Annotated in this window: 20 protein-coding genes; 12 read left to right on the plus strand and 8 right to left on the minus strand. The window is 69.9% G+C overall.

Features of this window, described 5'->3' with window-relative positions; all coding sequences use genetic code 11:
• Positions 1–57: 57 nt before the first annotated feature.
• Entirely contained in the window at positions 58–744 is a 687-nt protein-coding gene (locus GA0070607_RS28945) for a DNA alkylation repair protein (protein ID WP_089021023.1), read from the plus strand.
• Positions 745–792: 48 nt separating this feature from the next.
• On the opposite strand, the gene GA0070607_RS28950 is transcribed toward GA0070607_RS28945, so the two are convergent.
• From GA0070607_RS28950 to GA0070607_RS28965, 4 genes are all read right to left on the minus strand, one after another.
• Positions 793–1,158 carry a hypothetical protein gene (locus GA0070607_RS28950; protein WP_231930469.1) on the minus strand — a complete coding sequence of 122 codons (366 nt, stop codon included), beginning with the start codon at positions 1,156–1,158 and terminating at the stop codon, positions 793–795.
• A gap of 66 nt (positions 1,159–1,224) precedes the next feature.
• Positions 1,225–1,629, minus strand: coding sequence for a hypothetical protein (locus GA0070607_RS28955; protein ID WP_157743299.1), 405 nt, complete (start codon positions 1,627–1,629; stop codon positions 1,225–1,227).
• 4 nt (positions 1,630–1,633) lie between these two features.
• Positions 1,634–2,014, minus strand: coding sequence for a TfoX/Sxy family protein (locus tag GA0070607_RS28960; protein ID WP_231930470.1), 381 nt, complete (start codon positions 2,012–2,014; stop codon positions 1,634–1,636).
• Positions 2,015–2,116: 102 nt separating this feature from the next.
• Positions 2,117–2,476 carry a nuclear transport factor 2 family protein gene (locus GA0070607_RS28965; RefSeq protein WP_089021026.1) on the minus strand — a complete coding sequence of 120 codons (360 nt, stop codon included), beginning with the start codon at positions 2,474–2,476 and terminating at the stop codon, positions 2,117–2,119.
• A 91-nt stretch (positions 2,477–2,567) separates the two neighbouring features.
• Between GA0070607_RS28965 and GA0070607_RS28970 the strand changes: the two genes are divergently transcribed.
• The 3 genes from GA0070607_RS28970 (at position 2,568) to GA0070607_RS32590 (ending at position 5,201) form a co-directional block, all read left to right on the plus strand.
• Positions 2,568–3,638, plus strand: a complete 1,071-nt coding sequence (locus GA0070607_RS28970) for an RNA polymerase subunit sigma-70 (RefSeq protein ID WP_089021027.1) — start codon at positions 2,568–2,570, stop codon at positions 3,636–3,638.
• Positions 3,610–4,698 (plus strand): NADP-dependent oxidoreductase, encoded by a 1,089-nt coding sequence (locus GA0070607_RS28980; protein ID WP_231930472.1) that lies wholly within the window; start codon positions 3,610–3,612, stop codon positions 4,696–4,698. Before GA0070607_RS28970 ends, GA0070607_RS28980 begins: the two co-directional genes overlap by 29 nt.
• Before the next feature lie 227 nt (positions 4,699–4,925).
• Positions 4,926–5,201: an inositol monophosphatase family protein gene (locus GA0070607_RS32590; protein WP_157743300.1), complete on the plus strand. Its 276-nt coding sequence runs from the start codon at positions 4,926–4,928 to the stop codon at positions 5,199–5,201.
• Positions 5,202–5,227: 26 nt separating this feature from the next.
• On the opposite strand, the gene GA0070607_RS28990 is transcribed toward GA0070607_RS32590, so the two are convergent.
• The gene (locus GA0070607_RS28990; protein WP_197701185.1) at positions 5,228–5,668 is read right to left on the minus strand and encodes a hypothetical protein; all 441 of its coding nucleotides are present in this window, start codon (positions 5,666–5,668) and stop codon (positions 5,228–5,230) included.
• Positions 5,669–5,820: 152 nt separating this feature from the next.
• On the opposite strand from GA0070607_RS28990, the gene GA0070607_RS28995 reads away from it, so the two are divergent.
• The gene (locus tag GA0070607_RS28995; RefSeq protein ID WP_089021030.1) at positions 5,821–7,080 is read left to right on the plus strand and encodes a sensor histidine kinase; all 1,260 of its coding nucleotides are present in this window, start codon (positions 5,821–5,823) and stop codon (positions 7,078–7,080) included.
• Positions 7,065–7,712 (plus strand): response regulator transcription factor, encoded by a 648-nt coding sequence (locus GA0070607_RS29000; RefSeq protein ID WP_089021031.1) that lies wholly within the window; start codon positions 7,065–7,067, stop codon positions 7,710–7,712. Before GA0070607_RS28995 ends, GA0070607_RS29000 begins: the two co-directional genes overlap by 16 nt.
• A gap of 27 nt (positions 7,713–7,739) precedes the next feature.
• On the opposite strand, the gene GA0070607_RS33905 is transcribed toward GA0070607_RS29000, so the two are convergent.
• Positions 7,740–7,871: a hypothetical protein gene (locus tag GA0070607_RS33905; RefSeq protein WP_269458403.1), complete on the minus strand. Its 132-nt coding sequence runs from the start codon at positions 7,869–7,871 to the stop codon at positions 7,740–7,742.
• Between the two features lie 155 nt (positions 7,872–8,026).
• Here GA0070607_RS33905 and GA0070607_RS29005 point away from each other — a divergent pair, with 155 nt between their 5' ends.
• Positions 8,027–8,368, plus strand: coding sequence for an ArsR/SmtB family transcription factor (locus tag GA0070607_RS29005; protein WP_089021032.1), 342 nt, complete (start codon positions 8,027–8,029; stop codon positions 8,366–8,368).
• Positions 8,369–8,425: 57 nt separating this feature from the next.
• Here GA0070607_RS29005 and GA0070607_RS29010 read toward each other — a convergent pair whose 3' ends face one another.
• Together GA0070607_RS29010 and GA0070607_RS29015 are read right to left on the minus strand one after the other, a co-directional pair.
• On the minus strand, positions 8,426–10,069 hold the full coding sequence (locus tag GA0070607_RS29010) for an MDR family MFS transporter (RefSeq protein WP_089021033.1): 1,644 nt from the start codon (positions 10,067–10,069) through the stop codon (positions 8,426–8,428).
• Positions 10,066–10,533, minus strand: coding sequence for a MarR family winged helix-turn-helix transcriptional regulator (locus GA0070607_RS29015; RefSeq protein WP_231930480.1), 468 nt, complete (start codon positions 10,531–10,533; stop codon positions 10,066–10,068). The genes GA0070607_RS29010 and GA0070607_RS29015 overlap by 4 nt, the downstream gene beginning before the upstream one ends.
• Positions 10,534–10,645: 112 nt before the next feature.
• Here GA0070607_RS29015 and GA0070607_RS29020 point away from each other — a divergent pair, with 112 nt between their 5' ends.
• The 5 genes from GA0070607_RS29020 (at position 10,646) to GA0070607_RS29040 (ending at position 14,865) form a co-directional block, all read left to right on the plus strand.
• Positions 10,646–11,266 carry a TetR/AcrR family transcriptional regulator gene (locus tag GA0070607_RS29020; RefSeq protein WP_089021034.1) on the plus strand — a complete coding sequence of 207 codons (621 nt, stop codon included), beginning with the start codon at positions 10,646–10,648 and terminating at the stop codon, positions 11,264–11,266.
• A gap of 126 nt (positions 11,267–11,392) precedes the next feature.
• Positions 11,393–11,938 (plus strand): GNAT family N-acetyltransferase, encoded by a 546-nt coding sequence (locus GA0070607_RS29025; RefSeq protein WP_089021035.1) that lies wholly within the window; start codon positions 11,393–11,395, stop codon positions 11,936–11,938.
• 267 nt (positions 11,939–12,205) lie between these two features.
• The gene (locus GA0070607_RS29030; RefSeq protein ID WP_089021036.1) at positions 12,206–12,970 is read left to right on the plus strand and encodes an SDR family NAD(P)-dependent oxidoreductase; all 765 of its coding nucleotides are present in this window, start codon (positions 12,206–12,208) and stop codon (positions 12,968–12,970) included.
• Positions 12,971–13,167: 197 nt separating this feature from the next.
• Complete coding sequence (locus tag GA0070607_RS29035) at positions 13,168–14,118, plus strand: alpha/beta hydrolase (RefSeq protein WP_089021037.1); 951 nt, start codon at positions 13,168–13,170, stop codon at positions 14,116–14,118.
• Positions 14,119–14,187: 69 nt separating this feature from the next.
• Positions 14,188–14,865 (plus strand): HAD family hydrolase, encoded by a 678-nt coding sequence (locus GA0070607_RS29040; RefSeq protein ID WP_089021038.1) that lies wholly within the window; start codon positions 14,188–14,190, stop codon positions 14,863–14,865.
• The last annotated feature ends 209 nt before the right edge of the window (positions 14,866–15,074 follow it).

Genomic DNA, 15,074 nt, shown 5'->3' on the forward strand with positions numbered 1-15,074 from the left:
GACGAGGTCGACTTCCGTCGTACGCTGCATCTCGCGGATGATGAGCAGGAGGCTGCGGTGGCCGAGACGACGACGACCGGAACCATGGTGGCCGAGGTGATGGCCGAGCTGGCCGAGCTTGAGGACCCGAAGACTCGCGAGGTGAACGAGAGACACGGTGACGATCACGGTGTCAACCTCGGCAAGCTGCGCGCGCTCGCGAAGCGGCTGAAGACGCAGCAGGAACTCGCGCGCCAGCTCTGGGCGACGGGCGACACGGCGGCGAGACTGCTGGCGATTCTGATCTGCCGACCGAGGGCGTTCGAACGTGGCGAGTTGGACGCCATGTTGCGCGAGGCGCGCACACCCAAGGTGCACGACTGGCTCGTGAACTATGTGGTGAAGAAGAACCCGCACTCCGAAGAGCTGCGCCTGGCCTGGTCCGCCGATCCGGATCCCGTGGTGGCGAGCGCCGGCTGGGCGCTGACCACCGAACGCGTGACGAAGAAGCCTGAGGTCCTCGACCTGCCGGGACTGCTCGACGTCATCGAGGCGGAGATGAAGGACGCCCCGGATCGCCTCCAGTGGGCGATGAACCACTGCCTGGCTCAGATCGGAATCGACCACGCCGAGCACCGCGTCCGTGCGATCGGCATCGGTGAGCGCCTGGAGGTGCTCAAGGACTACCCGACGTCCCCGGGCTGCACGTCCCCGTACGCGCCCATTTGGATCAACGAGATGGTGCGCCGCCAGCACGACGGCTAGGAACGGCCCCCGGCCGCCACGGTGACCTCCGGGTCTGGATCAACCCGGTCAGGCTGCCGGTTCGCTGATGGGCGACCGGTGGCCGCCGTGGCACGCGACCAACGCGTCAGCCACGATGTCGGCGTCAGCCTCTGCGACGTCCGCCGGGTACTCCGGCAGCAGATCGTCCCAGACGACCAGCCACGACCCGTACAACTGGCCCTGCCCCTCCGGCCGGGCGAAGAACCAGACGTGCAGATGGGCGCCACCATCTCCGATGCGGTAGACGTGGGCCCGCGAGATGTGCGGCAGCGCCTGCACGTGGCGAACGATGCGAGTGCTCAACAGCCCCAGTTCGGCGGCCAGTTCGTCAGGTAGATCCGCCATGTCGTAGTGATCGCGCGGATACAGCATGAGCACCAGCGGGACGCCCACTCCCGAGATCCGCGCCAGCCGCCAGTGCTCGTTGAACCAGATCCCTTCGTCCCGGTCACGGCAGGGTCAGGTCAGCGGATCTCCACGGCGTGCCGTGAGGGTGACGAGGACGAGCACGGCAACGCCAAGAGTGGTGGCGCCGACCGCCCACCACCAGAAGAACCCGGAAAAGACCGAGGCGATCAGAAGGCCCACGCCGAGGCCGGCCAGCAGACCGAGCCCGAACAAGGCCCGTGGGGGCAGTGCGAGGTACGGCAGGCGCCGCACCACGAGCACTTCCAGCCAGGTGCCACCCACCGCCAGCAGTGCCGCGCCGACCGCGTCCACGGCGGACAGTCCGTGACCTTCGCTGATCGGCACGAGGACCCGGCCCTCGTCACCGGCCGGGACGAAGAGAATGAGCACGCCGGCGACAACGAGCAGAGCCGTGACTGCTACCTGGGTACGCGGCACACCCACACCCTGAGACATCGCTTCAGTCTTGGTCATCCGCCGCGATTCCGACAGGAGCCGAATCGCCGAACATCGAATCGCGAAGATCAGATTGTACGGATGACCATCGACCACCGGCCAGGGTACGGGCGTACGTGACGCCGTGACGCACCCAGCCTCGCAGGTCGTCGTCATCCTGGACGACCTCGGTGTCCACCCGCAGCCAGCCGTTCATCGTGCGGCCGCGCATCTCGAACCGGCGCACGTGCGGCGCACTGATCAACGAGTCGGCCTCGGCCGGGTCGACGCGCAGCAGCAGGCCGCCCTGACTGCTCGCACTCACGGCCATTGTGCCGTGGATCAGGAAGGCGAGCCCCCCGAACATGCGGCGCTCGGTCAGACCGGGCTCGGCCCGCACGACCATCCGGATCCGATCGGCCAGCTCAACGTCGTACGCCATGCGCGGATTCCCTCCCGACGCCTCGTCCGCACGCCACAGGGGCGCGGGCTGGATGGGTGGTTCAGGTTATTGGCGGGCCGCCTGGAAGGGGGCGCGGTCGAACAGGAACCTGCTGTACGTGATCTTCCCGTCCTTGACGGTGACGCACTCGGCGCCCGGCGCGCTCGGCACCGGTGCGGTAGTGGCGTCGTACATCACAAGCGCGGTCTGGTCATCGCCGAAAGCGGCGATCATTCTGGCGTCGCGCAGCATCTGCACGAACGGCGCCAGGAACGCCCGGTAGGCGTCGGCGCCCTCGATGCGGCCGGCCGGCGCGTCGCAGACGATGTCCGCGGCGATGTAGGACATGGCCCGGTCCAGGTCCTTGGTCCGCCAGGCCTCGTGGTAGGCGAGCGCGGTCTGCAGGGCGGGGCTCTTGTCGGTCACGGTGTCTCCTTCTCGTGGGTCCTTCCGGTGGTATAGACACCGCCGATGGCCGGGACGGACCGCCGCCCGGGGAACATGGCAGTATTTTTTCGTGAGCGAGACCACGCTGGATCGCGCCCGGGCCGGGGACGCGCACGCGTTCGGGGACCTTGTCGGGCCGTACCGGGGCGAGCTGCAGTTGCACTGCTACCGCCTCCTCGGCTCGCTCACCGACGCCGAGGACATGCTGCAGGAGACGCTGCTCGCGGCGTGGCGGGGGTTGGACCGTTTCGAGGGGCGCGCGTCGGTGCGCACCTGGCTGTACCGGATCGCGACCAACCGCTGTCTCAACGCGCGGCGCGCCGCCGGCCGGCGCATCCCGACCGAGCCGGTGCCGCCGTTCCAGCCACCGGAGCTGAGCCGGCGCGGGGAGGTCACCTGGCTGCAGCCCTACCCGGACGCGCTGCTGGACCACCTCGCGGAGCCGACGCCGGGTCCACCGGCGCGGTACGAGACCCGCGAGGCGGTCGAACTCGCGTTCGTCGCCGCGCTCCAACGGCTGCCGCCGCGGCAGGCCGCCGCCCTGGTCCTGCGCGACGTGCTCGGCTACCCGAGCGCCACGGTCGCCGGCATGCTCGGCACCACCGAGGCAGCCGTCAAGGGCGCCCTGCAACGAGCCCGCGCCGCGCTCGACACAGGGCGCGTGGCCGGCCGTCCCCCGCCGCCCCGTTCCGCCGCCGAGCGCCGGCTGACCCGCCGCTTCGCCGAGGCGTTCACCGCGGCCGACCTTGGACGGCTCGTCGCCCTGTTGACCGACGACGCCTGGCTGAGCATGCCCCCGGCACCGCACGAGTACCACGGCATCCCGGCGATAACCGACTTCCTCCGGGCGAGCCTGGCGTTCCAGGCCACCCGACGGCTCGCGCTGGTGCCCACGCGCGCCAACACCCAGCCCGCGTTCGGCGCCTACCTCGCCGGGTCCGAGGCGACCACCGCCGGCCCGGCGGGCCTGATCGTGCTCACCCTGACCGGGGACCGGATCGGCGCCATCACCCGCTTCCACCTCAACCATCTGCTGCCCTACTTCGGGCTACCCGACGGGTCTCCTGTGTCAGGACCGTCGCCGTCCATCCACGGGGGGACTTCAAGAACGAGTGTCTGCGAGCCCAGGTCGACGGGCTGAAGAATCGGCCCGAGACCACGAACGGCATCGTGAACTCCGACCTGCTCGAACACTTCTTCCCCGGCTTCCAGCGCGTGACGACTGTGGAGCGCCCGACAGCCACTCCATACCGACGAACCTTCTGGGAAAGGACTCGAGCATGCGAGCGATCACCGTGCGAGACCGTGACGCGGGTATCAGCGGGCTCACCCTGACCGACATGCCCTACCCGCACGCTGCGGAGAACGACGTCATCGTGCGCGTGCACGCCGCAGGCTTCACACCCGGAGAGCTCGAGTGGCCGGGAACGTGGTCCGATCGCGCCGGTCGAGACCGGACGCCCAGCATCCCCGGGCACGAGCTGTCCGGGGTTGTGGTCGAGCTCGGCTACGGAACCACCGGTCTCACCGTGGGCCAGCGGGTGTTCGGACTGACCGACTGGGCCCGGAACGGATCCCTGGCCGAATACACCGCGGTGGAGGCTCGCAACCTCGCCCCCCTCGCGGCCGACATCGATCACACGGTGGCCGCCGCGCTGCCCATCTCCGGACTGACCGCATGGCAGGGTCTGTTCGACCACGCCCACCTCACCACCGGCCAGACCATCCTCATTCACGGCGCTGCGGGCGGCGTGGGCTCGATCGCCGTTCAACTCGCGCGGGAGGTGGGCGCCCGCGTGATCGGCACCGGCCGAGCCGACGACCGTGACGTCGCGCTGGGCCTCGGCGCGCAGACCTTCCTCGACCTGGACGCCGACGATCTGCGGCAGGTCGGCGAGGTGGACCTGGTGTTCGACGTCATCGGCGGCGACATCCTCGTGCGATCGACCGAGCTGGTGCGCCCGGGCGGCACCGTCGTCACCATCGCCACGCCACCTACCGTGCAGCCCAGGGACGGGCGAGCCGTCTTCTTCGTCGTCGAACCTGATCGCGCCCGGTTGGCCGACCTCGCCCAGCGCCTCCGTACCGGACGGCTGAAGCCCATCGTCGGCGCCGTGCGACCACTCGACGAAACGGCGTCCGCGTTCGCCCGGCACCGCCGCATGCCCGGCAAGACGATCATTCAGGTGGCGGACGAGTGAGGAGTCTCGAACAGCCACGGTGATGGTGCCAGGTGAGGAAGCACGCGTCCGCGACCGAGCGACGAACGGTGAGGCGTACCAGGTCGTGGGGCACTGTGAGGGCGGCCAGGGTTGATAGCGTCGCCGGACATGGACGGCGCCGCCTGCACCCCGTAGGCGCCCGGCACGCCTCCGAGTCAGCGCCACGTCGATCCTGGGTTGATGCTCGGCTCGATGCTCTGGACGACGTGTCCAGAGCCCGTCTCCCACCCGGTGCGGCCCGCGCACCGGCAAGCCCCCTCCCGCTCGTCGAACTTGTCCGTGGCGAGATCGATGCCTTCCTGGTCGAGCGCTACCACATCTGGGATCACGCGCCCTGGATTCTTCTCGTCGAGGAAGCGGGCGGCCGTTTCACCGATCCGACCGGAGGACACGCGGGCGATCAGGGCGGTGGCCTGTACTCCAACGCCAACGTGCACAGCCAGTTGCTCACCGCGCTGCAATACCCGCGCCGTGGTCGGTGAACAACCGGCACGTGCCCGATGCTCGATCAGCGTGCCGTGGGAAACGCGGAACGCAGTGCGGAGCCGCGAGTGATGAACGCGACCCGGACGATCGGCAGCATGCAGACGACCTGCGTCACGGCGTACCACGGCGGGCAGATGCCCGGGATCAGATCGACGCCGATGATCGCGATCGGCATGATGAGGGCGAGACCGCTGACGCGCTCGAAGGCCCGTCGAGATCCCTGGGAACCGGAGACGGTCATCCGGTAGATCAGCACGGCGACCACCGGCAGCAGGACTGCCCGGACCCACATGAAGGTGTTCACCGTGTGGCCGCTGACGGACACCACGATGACTCCCAGGAGGGCGACGGCGCTGAGAGCGGCGTACACCCTGATGTTGTTCTTCGCCGCGTCGAAAGCGCCTTGAACGCGAGGGCTCTTGATCATCACTGTCTCTGCGGTGTCGTGCGTGTCGGTTTCCATGCTCACCGACGTTAGGAACCACTGGACCGACCCGGTATGGGCCTGGACGCACGGATGGGTGGGGCTGGGCCCACTCCCGGGCTGACCAGCGCAGTCGCCGGCTCGGCGCGGTGCGACAGTGGAAGCACCCGACGGAAGGCGAAGGAAGGAACATGAGACAGCTGGGTTGGTGGGTGGGGCGTGCCGGCGTGGGGTTCGTGCGTTCGTGCGTCGTGGCGGCCGTCACCATGCTGGTCCCGGCCGTGTGGGCTGCCGCTGTGGCGCTGGGGATCTGGTGGGGGGCGGGAAACCCGTGGTCGTGGGTAGCCCCGTTCGTGCTCGTGTGCGTGGGCACGCTCGCCCTGTCCCGGCCGGTCTGCCGGCTGGTCCGGCTCCTGGTCGCGAGGTGGACCGCCATCGTCATCCCGGACGGATACCGGCAGGCCGGGCCGGTGACACGGATGTCCACCGGGTACTGGTGGAACGGCTTCTCGTACGAGCGCAGCCAGCGGGATGCCCTCATGGACCAGAAGTGGCGGGTCCGCTGGAGCGACCCCGCCAATTGGCGCGACCTGCGGTTCACGGGGATCGCGCCGTTCACCGCGGGCGTGGTCGCGTCCCTCCCGCCGGTCGGGGTGGCCGCGGCGGTCCTCGGGCTCGGCCAGCCGGAGCCCGCCGCGCGCCTCGTCGGGGCACTCGGCGTGGTCGTGGCCGTCGCCTCCGCCCCGTACGCCTGGCGGCCCATCGAGCCGGTAGCCGTCCGCTTCCTGCGCCCGTCGCCCGCGATGGCGCTGGCGGACCGGGTGGATGAGCTGACCGCCCAGCGCGCGGACACGACGGTGGCGCAGGCCGCCGAGATCCGCCGGATCGAGCGAGACCTGCACGACGGAGCGCAGGCACGCCTGGTCGCGCTCGGACTGTCGCTGGCCACCACGGAGAAGCTGATGGAGACGGAACCCGACCGGGCCAAGGCGCTGCTGCGGGAAGCTCGGGCCGGCGCCACCGCGTCGCTGGCCGAACTCCGCGAACTGGTCCGGGGGATCAGCCCGCCGGTGCTGAACGAGCGGGGGCTGATCGATGCCGTCCGCGCTCTCGCCCTGGACAGCCCGCTCGAAACCAGCGTCAATGCTGATCTTCAGCTCCGCCTGGACCCGCCGATCGAGTCCGCCCTGTACTTCGGGATCGCCGAACTGCTGACCAACGCGGTCAAGCACGCCCACGGGTCCCAGGCGCGGATCTCCATCACCCGGGACGACACCCACCTGATCGTCGACGTCGAGGACGACGGCCAGGGCGGAGCCACCGCGCGCCCCGGCGGAGGACTCGCGGGGCTGCGCCGCCGCCTCGCGGTCTTCGACGGCACCGTCGACATCAGCAGCCCGGCCGGCGGCCCGACCCGTGCGAGGATGGCGCTGCCATGCGAATCGTCGTAGCCGAAGACCTCTACCTGCTGCGCGACGGGATGGTCCACCTCATCGAGGCGTACGGGCACCAGGTGGTGGGCACGGCGGCCACCGGGCCCGAGACGCTCGAGGCGCTGCTGAGGTGGCGGCCGGATGTTTCCGTCGTCGACGTCCGCATGCCGCCGACCCAGTCGGACGAGGGCCTACGGGCAGCTCTCGCCGCACGCCGCGAAGTACCCGGACTACCGATCTTCATCCTGTCCCAGCACGTCGAGCAGCTGTACGCCCGCGAACTCCTGGCCGCCGGCGCAGGTGGCATCGGCTACTTCCTCAAGGAGAGCGTGTTCGACGCCGACCAGTTCATCGATGCCCTGCAACGCGTTGCCGACGGCGGGACCGCCATGGACCCGGCCGTCATCACGAAGCTGCTCTCGAGTGGGTCCTCGAACCGACGCCTCGAAAAGCTCACCGACCGCGAGCACTCGGTGCTCAGCCTCATGGCCGAGGGCCTGTCGAACCAGGCGATCGGTCAGCGGCTCTTCCTCAGCGAGAGCGCCATCAGCAAGTACACCACCTCCATGTTCGACAAGCTCGGCATCACCGACGACGACGACACCAACCGCCGGGTCCGCGCCGTCCTCACCTTCCTGAACAAGCCGTAGTCGGACCGCGCCGCGCGGAACGGTCGGTCAGGCGCCGCTTCGCACGAAGGTCTCCTCGCCCCATGACCCGTCGTCAGCCTCCATCCGGATGACCAGCCGGTCACTGACGCAGCGGTAGGTCAGACAGTCACGCTTCGTGGCACGAAGCGTGCTGATCATCGGCACCGCACCGCAGGAGCGTGACCGGCCATCGACCCGTTCCGAGTTGCGCGCCGAGGCCCGTCCGCGAGTCCATCGGGGTTTTCGTCCCGATTCATCGACCTGTCGATGGTGTTGATGAAACGATAGGAGACGTGGGAGCTGCGAAAACTGCGATGCCTGCTATCTCGCCACTGGCTGGCGAGCCGATCAAGCGTGCCGATGCCGAGCGGCTCGCGGGAGTGCTGAAGGCATTCGCCGATCCGGCCCGGCTGCGACTGCTCAGCCTGATCCAGTCCGCGCCGGAGGGTGAGGCGTCCGTGAGTGACCTCACCGCGCCGCTCGGGCTCTCTCAGCCGACCGTGAGCCATCACCTCAGGATCCTCACCGAGGCCGGCCTGCTCGAGCGCGACAAGCGCGGCGTCTGGGCGTACTACCGGCTGGTGCCGTCCGCGATCGCGGCGATCGCCGAACTGTTGACGCCCCCTCGCAAGCGGGCGACGAAGAAGACCCGCTGACGGCGGGGCCGCCACAGTCCTCGGACGGCAGCGGCCCCGGGTCGTACGGCGCCGGCGTCAGCGCCGGTCGGTCGCCTCGTTCCGTGCGGTGTCGACGGACACCTGGTCGAAGGCCGGAGCGCCGTCGACCGCGTCGGCGGCGACGGCCGTCGACGTGGCGCTGTCCGGCAGGTCCAGGCTGGTCCGCAGGGTGACCGGCTTGAGCAGCAGCGCGGCGATGACGCCGACGACCGCGATGGCGGCGGAGATCAGGAAGATGTGTCCGGTGGCGTCGCCGTACGCGGCCCGGACGATGTGCTGGATCCCCTCGGGCAGAGCGGTGATGTTGAGGTTGCTGCTGCCACCGGCGTTGCCGGAGGCGGGGATCCCGGCGGCGGTGAGGTCGCGGGTGATCTGGTCGGTGACCCGGTGGGCGAGGACGGCGCCGAGCACCGAGACGCCGATGGTGCCGCCGAGCGACCGGAAGAACGCGACGCTGGAGCTCGCCGCGCCGATGTCCTTGAGGGAGACCGTGTTCTGGACGGCGAGAACCAGATTCTGCATGGTCATGCCGACGCCGGTGCCGACGATGAACATGGCGGCGCCCACCAGGACGAGAGACGTCTCGTGGTCGATGGTGCCGAGCAGCGCGAACCCGGCGACCAGGATGATCGAACCGGCGACGATGTACGGCTTGATCCTCCCGGTCCTGGTGATCAACCGGCCGGCGATGATCGATGAGCCGAGGACCCCGGCCATCATCGGGATGGTGAGCAGGCCTGCCTCGGTCGGGGTGTACCCGCGGCCGATCTGGAAGTACTGGCCCAGGAAGACGGCGCCGCCGAACATGGCCATGCCGACCGCGAGGCTGCCGAGGATGGCCAGCGCGGTGGTGTGCTGGCGCACGATACCGAGCGGGACGACCGGCTCGGCCGCCCGCGACTCGACCCAGACCGCCAGGGCGAGGAGGATGAGCGCGCCGCCCACCATGGCCGCGGTCTGCCAGGAGAACCAGGCGAACGAACCATCGACGAAGGAGATCCAGATCAGCAGTACGCTGACGCCGGCGGCGATCAGGCTGGCGCCCAGGTAGTCAATCTTGACGTTCTCCCGTCGCAGGGTCGGCAGGTGCAGGGTGGCCTGGAGCAGGATCAGCGCGACGATGGCGACGGGCACGCCGACGAAGAAGCACCAGCGCCAGCCGAGCCAGGACGTGTCGACGATGAGGCCGCCGAGCAGTGGACCGCCGACCGTCGCGACCGCCATGACGCCGCCGAGGTAGCCGTTGTAGCGCCCCCGCTCACGCGGCGGGATCATGGCGGCGATCGCCACCTGGACGAGGGCCTGCAGTCCGCCGACCCCGATGCCCTGGAACGCGCGGGCGGCGATGAGCTGGCCGGCGCTCTGCGAGAAGCCCGCGACGACGGAGCCCAGCAGGAAGACCACGATGGCGACCTGGATGAGGACCTTCTTGCTGAACAGGTCGGCGAGCTTGCCCCAGATGGGGGTGGTCGCGGTCGCGGTGAGCAGGGTGGCGGTGACCACCCAGGTGTACTGGTTCTGCGAGCCGTTCAGCGCCCCGATGATCTTCGGTAGCGCGGTCGAGACGACGGTGCTGCTCAACATCGCGACGAACAGCACCAACAGCAGGCCGCTGAGCGCCTCGAGCGTCCGCCGATGGGTCATCGGCTCAGCGCCGGTCGTGATGGTGGGTGCGCTCATCGCGCGGCCTCCAGCTTGTCGTGGTTTCCGAGGGCGACGTCGATGTCGCGGGTGAACCGGTCGAGCGCGGCGCTCAGCGCCTCGATCTCGCCGGAAGTCCAGCCGGCCAGCGCCCGCTCGAGCAGCTCGCCGTACCAGCTGTGGGTGTCGGCCAGGGCGATCCGGCCGGCGGGGGTGATCGCCAGGAGGCTCGCCCGCTTGTCGGTCGGATCGGGCCGCCGTTCGACCAGGTCGTGCGCGACGAGCGCGGCGACGGAGCGGCTGACCGTCGACGGGTCGAGCCGGGTGCGCTGAGCCAGTTCATGGGCGTGGCAACCGCTGGACAGCTGGTCGATCTGCAGGAGCATGCCGACCAGGCCCAGTGGAACGGCCGGCCGCTCGTCAGCCCGGCGCTGCCTCAGCAACCGGACACTGCGCACCATGTCGTACAGCCGAAGGCCGAGCGCACGAACGGCGTTGTCCACGTCTGCTCCCACCCTCGAGTTGGTTGGTTGCTCCAAGCAAGCATCTACCGATCTTGCGCAGCACGCAAGTTTGCCCATTGAGAAGCGCGTCACCCCACGTACGCTGAGGGCGATGGACGAGACCACCGGGCTACGGGAGCGCAAGAAGGCGGCCACCCGCCTCGCCCTGCACGAGGCGGCCTTGCGCCTCGCCGCCGAACAGGGGCCCGACGCGGTGACCGTCGAGGCGATCGCCGACGCGGCGAACGTCTCCCGGCGGACGTTCTCGAACTACTTCTCGAACAAGGAGGAGGCGCTCTTCCACGGCGACACCACGCGCCTGCGCAGGCTGTTGCAGCTGATCCGCGAGCGGCCCGCCAACGAGCCGCCGTGGACAGCACTGACCCGGGCAGCCGAACGCTTCACCGAGGAGGCGTTCGGCGATCGCGACCACTCCTGGCTGACCCGACGCCGGCAGCTGCGCGGGCACCCCGGCCTGGCCGCACAGCAGGTCGCGGCGTACACCGCGATCGAGCGCGAACTGGCTGGCGATCTCGCACAGCGGCTCACCGGCGCCGACGTGGCGCTGCGCTCCCGCCTCCTGGCCGCGACCTTCCTGGCCATCCTGCGCGTCGCCGTCCAGCACTGGATCGATCACCCGGGCGGCCAACTGCCGCAGACCATCCGGACCGCGCTCGCCGAAGTCACTCCCCCGGCGACCGCCAGGGGTCACCGGTCGACCACCGGCGACTAGGGCGTGTTTCACCCCCGCCGGCGCCAGGGGCTTGCGGGGTGCGCGACGTTTTGAGATCGCCCGACCAGCAGTGCGCGCACGGGGATCAGCCTTGAGCGGGGCGGGTGCAGTACCCAGAATGAAACCGTGATCACCCTGGAGACCGAGCGGTTGACCCTGCGCGGTTGGCGAGACGACGACCTCGACGCCCTGGCGGCCATCAACGCCGACCCGGAGGTGATGCGCTACATCATGGACGGCTCCGTGCGCGATCGCCGGCAGAGCGCCGAAGGCCTGCGAAAGATGATCGCGAGTTGGAGGGAGCGCGGATACGGCCTGTTCGCCGTAGAGGTTCGCGAGACGGGCCTCTTCATCGGTTGGGCCGGGCTCGCGGTGCCCTACTTCCTGCCGGAGGTGATGCCGGCCGTGGAGATCGGGTGGCGGCTCGACCGAAGGTACTGGGGACATGGGTACGCGACGGAGGCGGCCTCGGCGGCTCTGCGGTTCGGCTTCCTCGACCGCGGCCTGAGCCGCGTCATCAGCGTTCGCCACGTCGAAAACGTCAGGTCGGCGCGGGTGATGGAGAAGCTGGGACTCACCCGCGAGTTCGACACTGTCGTACCCGGGCACCATCAACCCGTCGCCGTTCATGCGATCACCCGCGACCAGTACCGAGCCCGCTTCGACGCCTGATCGCAGGGGCCGGGGCGCTGCACGCGCGAGGCCGCACGGCGCTGAACACACTCACGTCGCCCGCCCTTGATGTCGAGGTGGCCAGGGTCACCTCGTCGACCGTCCGCAGAAGCGGACGACTGTCGTCCGCCTGGGATAGCGTGATGGAAGCGGACGGCTGCCGTCCCATTCCGACTGGGCCCGACGGAGAACTGGACCGAGCCGCCACCACCGGCTCGTGGGCCCACCTCTCGAATCGCCCACACCTAGAACAGAGATGAGCCGATCATGTCCATGCGTTTCACCGACAAGGTCATTTTGGTCACCGGTGCCACCTCCGGCATGGGGCGGGCCGTCGTCGAGCGGATCGCCGCCGAGGGCGCGAAGGTCGTCCTGGCGGCGCGCGGCAAGGATGCGGGTGAGGCATTCGTCGCCGAGCTGCGTTCCGCCGGGCGAGACGTGCTCTTCGTGCCGACCGACGTGACGGTCGGAGCCGAGGTGGAGGACCTGGTCGGCCGGGCGGTCGACCACTACGGCCGGCTCGACGGCGCGTTCAACAACGTCGGCGCGGCCACCGCGCACGGTCCGGTCACCGAGATCGACAACGACGCGTGGGGCGCCGAGATGGCACTCAACCTCAACAGCGTCTTCTTCGGCCTGAAGTACCAGATTCCCGCGCTGCAGGCGTCCGGCGGCGGGTCGATCCTGAACAACGCCTCCAACCTCGCGGTCACGGGCGCGGCCGGAATGGCCCCCTACAGCGCCGCCAAGCACGGCGTCATCGGGCTCACCCGGTCGGCGGCACTCGACGTGGCCGGGACGGGTGTGCGGATCAACGCGCTGGTCACCGGCGGCGTCGACACCCCGCTTCTGCGCGGCGCGATGGGCGAGAACCCGGAGGAGGCCCTGCGTGTCGCCGGCGCGATGCACCCGGTGGGACGAATTGGGCGGCCCGAAGAGATCGCCGCCTTCGCGGCCTTCCTGCTCAGTGACGAGACCACGTTCATCACCGGAGCCGCTCTCGCGATCGACGGCGGCATGACCGCCGCGTGACGCGTCCGGTGACCAGGCATTGAGTACGTGCCGTCCCGGCGTACGCCATCGGCACGAGACAGCCCGGCATCGCGGATGCCGCCACCGGGTCAGCTCCCGGCTCTGCTGAGAGCCGGGAGCTGACGCGCATCCCAAGAAGTTCCGCCTGAAGGCCATCTCCGGGCCGCGGTCTTCCGATCAGTGGCATTCTTTCCCGCATGGCCGAAACGAGCGATCTGCCGCTTGCCGATGCCGAACTGGCCGCCTTCATCGAGGCCGGTCGGCGGAACCCTGGCCCTCCTGCCCGTGCTGTGGGGGCGGCGGAGCTACGGCGCGCGCAACAGCTACGTGTCGAAGCCCGCCCCCCGGGCCCGGAGATCGCCTGGGTCGGGGATCTGACTGTCGGTTCGACCGACGTACGGACCCGCCTCTACCGGCCATCGGCGGCGACTCAGCCGCTCGTGGTGTTCCTCCACGGCGGGATGTGGACGATCGGCGATCTCGAGTCGCACGACCGGGCGTGTCGCCGCCTGGCGCTCAAGACCGACACGGCAGTACTGAGCGTGGACTTCCGGCGAGCTCCGGAGCACCCGTGGCCGGCGGCCGTCGATGACTGCGTTGACGTGATCCGATGGGCGGTGACCAGCGGGGGTTCGAACGCTGGCATCGGTGGCCCGACAGTCGTCATGGGCGACAGCTCTGGCGGGAACCTCGCCGCGCTCGCCTGCCTGCGCCTGCGCGATGAAGGCGGACCACTGCCCGCCGCCCAGATCCTGCTGTATCCGAACACCGACCTGACGCTCTCCTATCCCAGTGTGCGGACCAACGCCACGGGGTGGGGCCTGAACGCCGACGACGTCGCGTGGGGGGCCGAGCAATGGGTCCCGGATCCCGCCCGGCGTGCCGACCCCGACGTCAGTCCGGTGTTCGCCGCCAACCTTGGTGGGCTGCCGCCCGCGGTTGTCGTCACCGCGGAGCACGATCCGCTTCGAGATGAGGGCGACGCGTACGCCGCCCGGCTGGCGGCCGCCGACGTTCCGGTCACGCATCGTCGCGAGGCTGGCATGGTGCACGGATTCCTCACCCTCGATACGATCTCGCCCGCCGCGGCGGCGGCCGGAGACCGGGTTTTCGCCGACGTCGCCGACCTGGTCGCCCGCCTCCGGTGACGTCACATCAGGCGGGCCCTGGGACGCTCGACCGCGCTGGCCTGCGTCGCGGCCGGGATACTGGCCGCTGTGACGATCAAGGCGCTGATCCTCGACTTCGACGGCCTGCTGATGGATACGGAGACCACACTGCTGGACAGCTGGCGTTGGGAGTGGCGTCGGCACGGTTTGCGGCTCGACCCGACAGGTTTCTTCGCCGACCATGGCGGCGACGCGAACGAGGCGCGTTACAGCGCGCTCGAAGCGGCCGTCGGACCGGCCTACGACCGCGCGTCCAGCCACGCCCTGCGGATGGCACACCGAGCAGACCTGAACTCGGCGCTGGAGCCGGCGCCCGGCATCGTCGGATGGCTGGACCGGGCCGCGGAGCTGGGGCTGCGGCTCGCCGTGGCAAGCAGTTCCCCGATCACCCACGTGGGCGCCATGCTGGACAGGGCAGGGCTGCTGGCCCGGTTCGAGGTGCTGGCAACCGGCGAGGAAGTGCCTGCGCACAAGCCGGATCCCGCCGTCTATCTGCTGGCGCTGGATCGGCTCGGGCTGGCCGCGGATCAGGCGGTCGCCTTCGAGGACACCGCGCACGGCGTGGCGGCGGCACATGCCGCTGGGCTTCGGTGTGTCGCAGTGCCGAACCCACACGCGGACCACGCCCGCTTCGCGGCCGCGGACCTCCTGCTGAACAGCGCCGCGGACCTGTCCCTGGACGCGCTCCTGGTCAGACTCGGCCGGTGCACGAACCCTCCCAGATGAGCGCGGGGCGGCGCGTGCCAGGGGGAATTCGCAGGTGCCCAGGAGGGCTGCGGCGGCCCCGTCGCTAATCCCGGGCGCGGCGGCAAGCGTTCCCACTTGAACGTATATCGCACCGCGGGGCTTGCCGCAAGACCGGGGTCCTGCCGCAGAATCGTCGGCCGGAGCCGAGAACGGACGAGGAAATGGGGCACGACGTGGGTGTGTCGTTG

The organism is Micromonospora coriariae (assembly GCF_900091455.1).
Classification (GTDB): Bacteria; Actinomycetota; Actinomycetes; order Mycobacteriales; family Micromonosporaceae; genus Micromonospora; species Micromonospora coriariae.

Coding starts and splice junctions, on each gene's coding strand:
- GA0070607_RS28955 (WP_157743299.1), bottom strand. CDS start 1,629: ATGTCTCAGGGTGTGGGTGTGCCGCGTACCCAGGTAGCAGTCACGGCT.
- GA0070607_RS28960 (WP_231930470.1), bottom strand. CDS start 2,014: ATGGTCGTGCGGGCCGAGCCCGGTCTGACCGAGCGCCGCATGTTCGGG.
- GA0070607_RS28990 (WP_197701185.1), bottom strand. CDS start 5,668: ATGGAAACCGACACGCACGACACCGCAGAGACAGTGATGATCAAGAGC.
- GA0070607_RS28995 (WP_089021030.1), top strand. CDS start 5,821: ATGAGACAGCTGGGTTGGTGGGTGGGGCGTGCCGGCGTGGGGTTCGTG.
- GA0070607_RS29000 (WP_089021031.1), top strand. CDS start 7,065: ATGCGAATCGTCGTAGCCGAAGACCTCTACCTGCTGCGCGACGGGATG.
- GA0070607_RS33905 (WP_269458403.1), bottom strand. CDS start 7,871: ATGATCAGCACGCTTCGTGCCACGAAGCGTGACTGTCTGACCTACCGC.
- GA0070607_RS29005 (WP_089021032.1), top strand. CDS start 8,027: ATGCCTGCTATCTCGCCACTGGCTGGCGAGCCGATCAAGCGTGCCGAT.
- GA0070607_RS29010 (WP_089021033.1), bottom strand. CDS start 10,069: ATGAGCGCACCCACCATCACGACCGGCGCTGAGCCGATGACCCATCGG.
- GA0070607_RS29020 (WP_089021034.1), top strand. CDS start 10,646: ATGGACGAGACCACCGGGCTACGGGAGCGCAAGAAGGCGGCCACCCGC.
- GA0070607_RS29030 (WP_089021036.1), top strand. CDS start 12,206: ATGTCCATGCGTTTCACCGACAAGGTCATTTTGGTCACCGGTGCCACC.
- GA0070607_RS29035 (WP_089021037.1), top strand. CDS start 13,168: ATGGCCGAAACGAGCGATCTGCCGCTTGCCGATGCCGAACTGGCCGCC.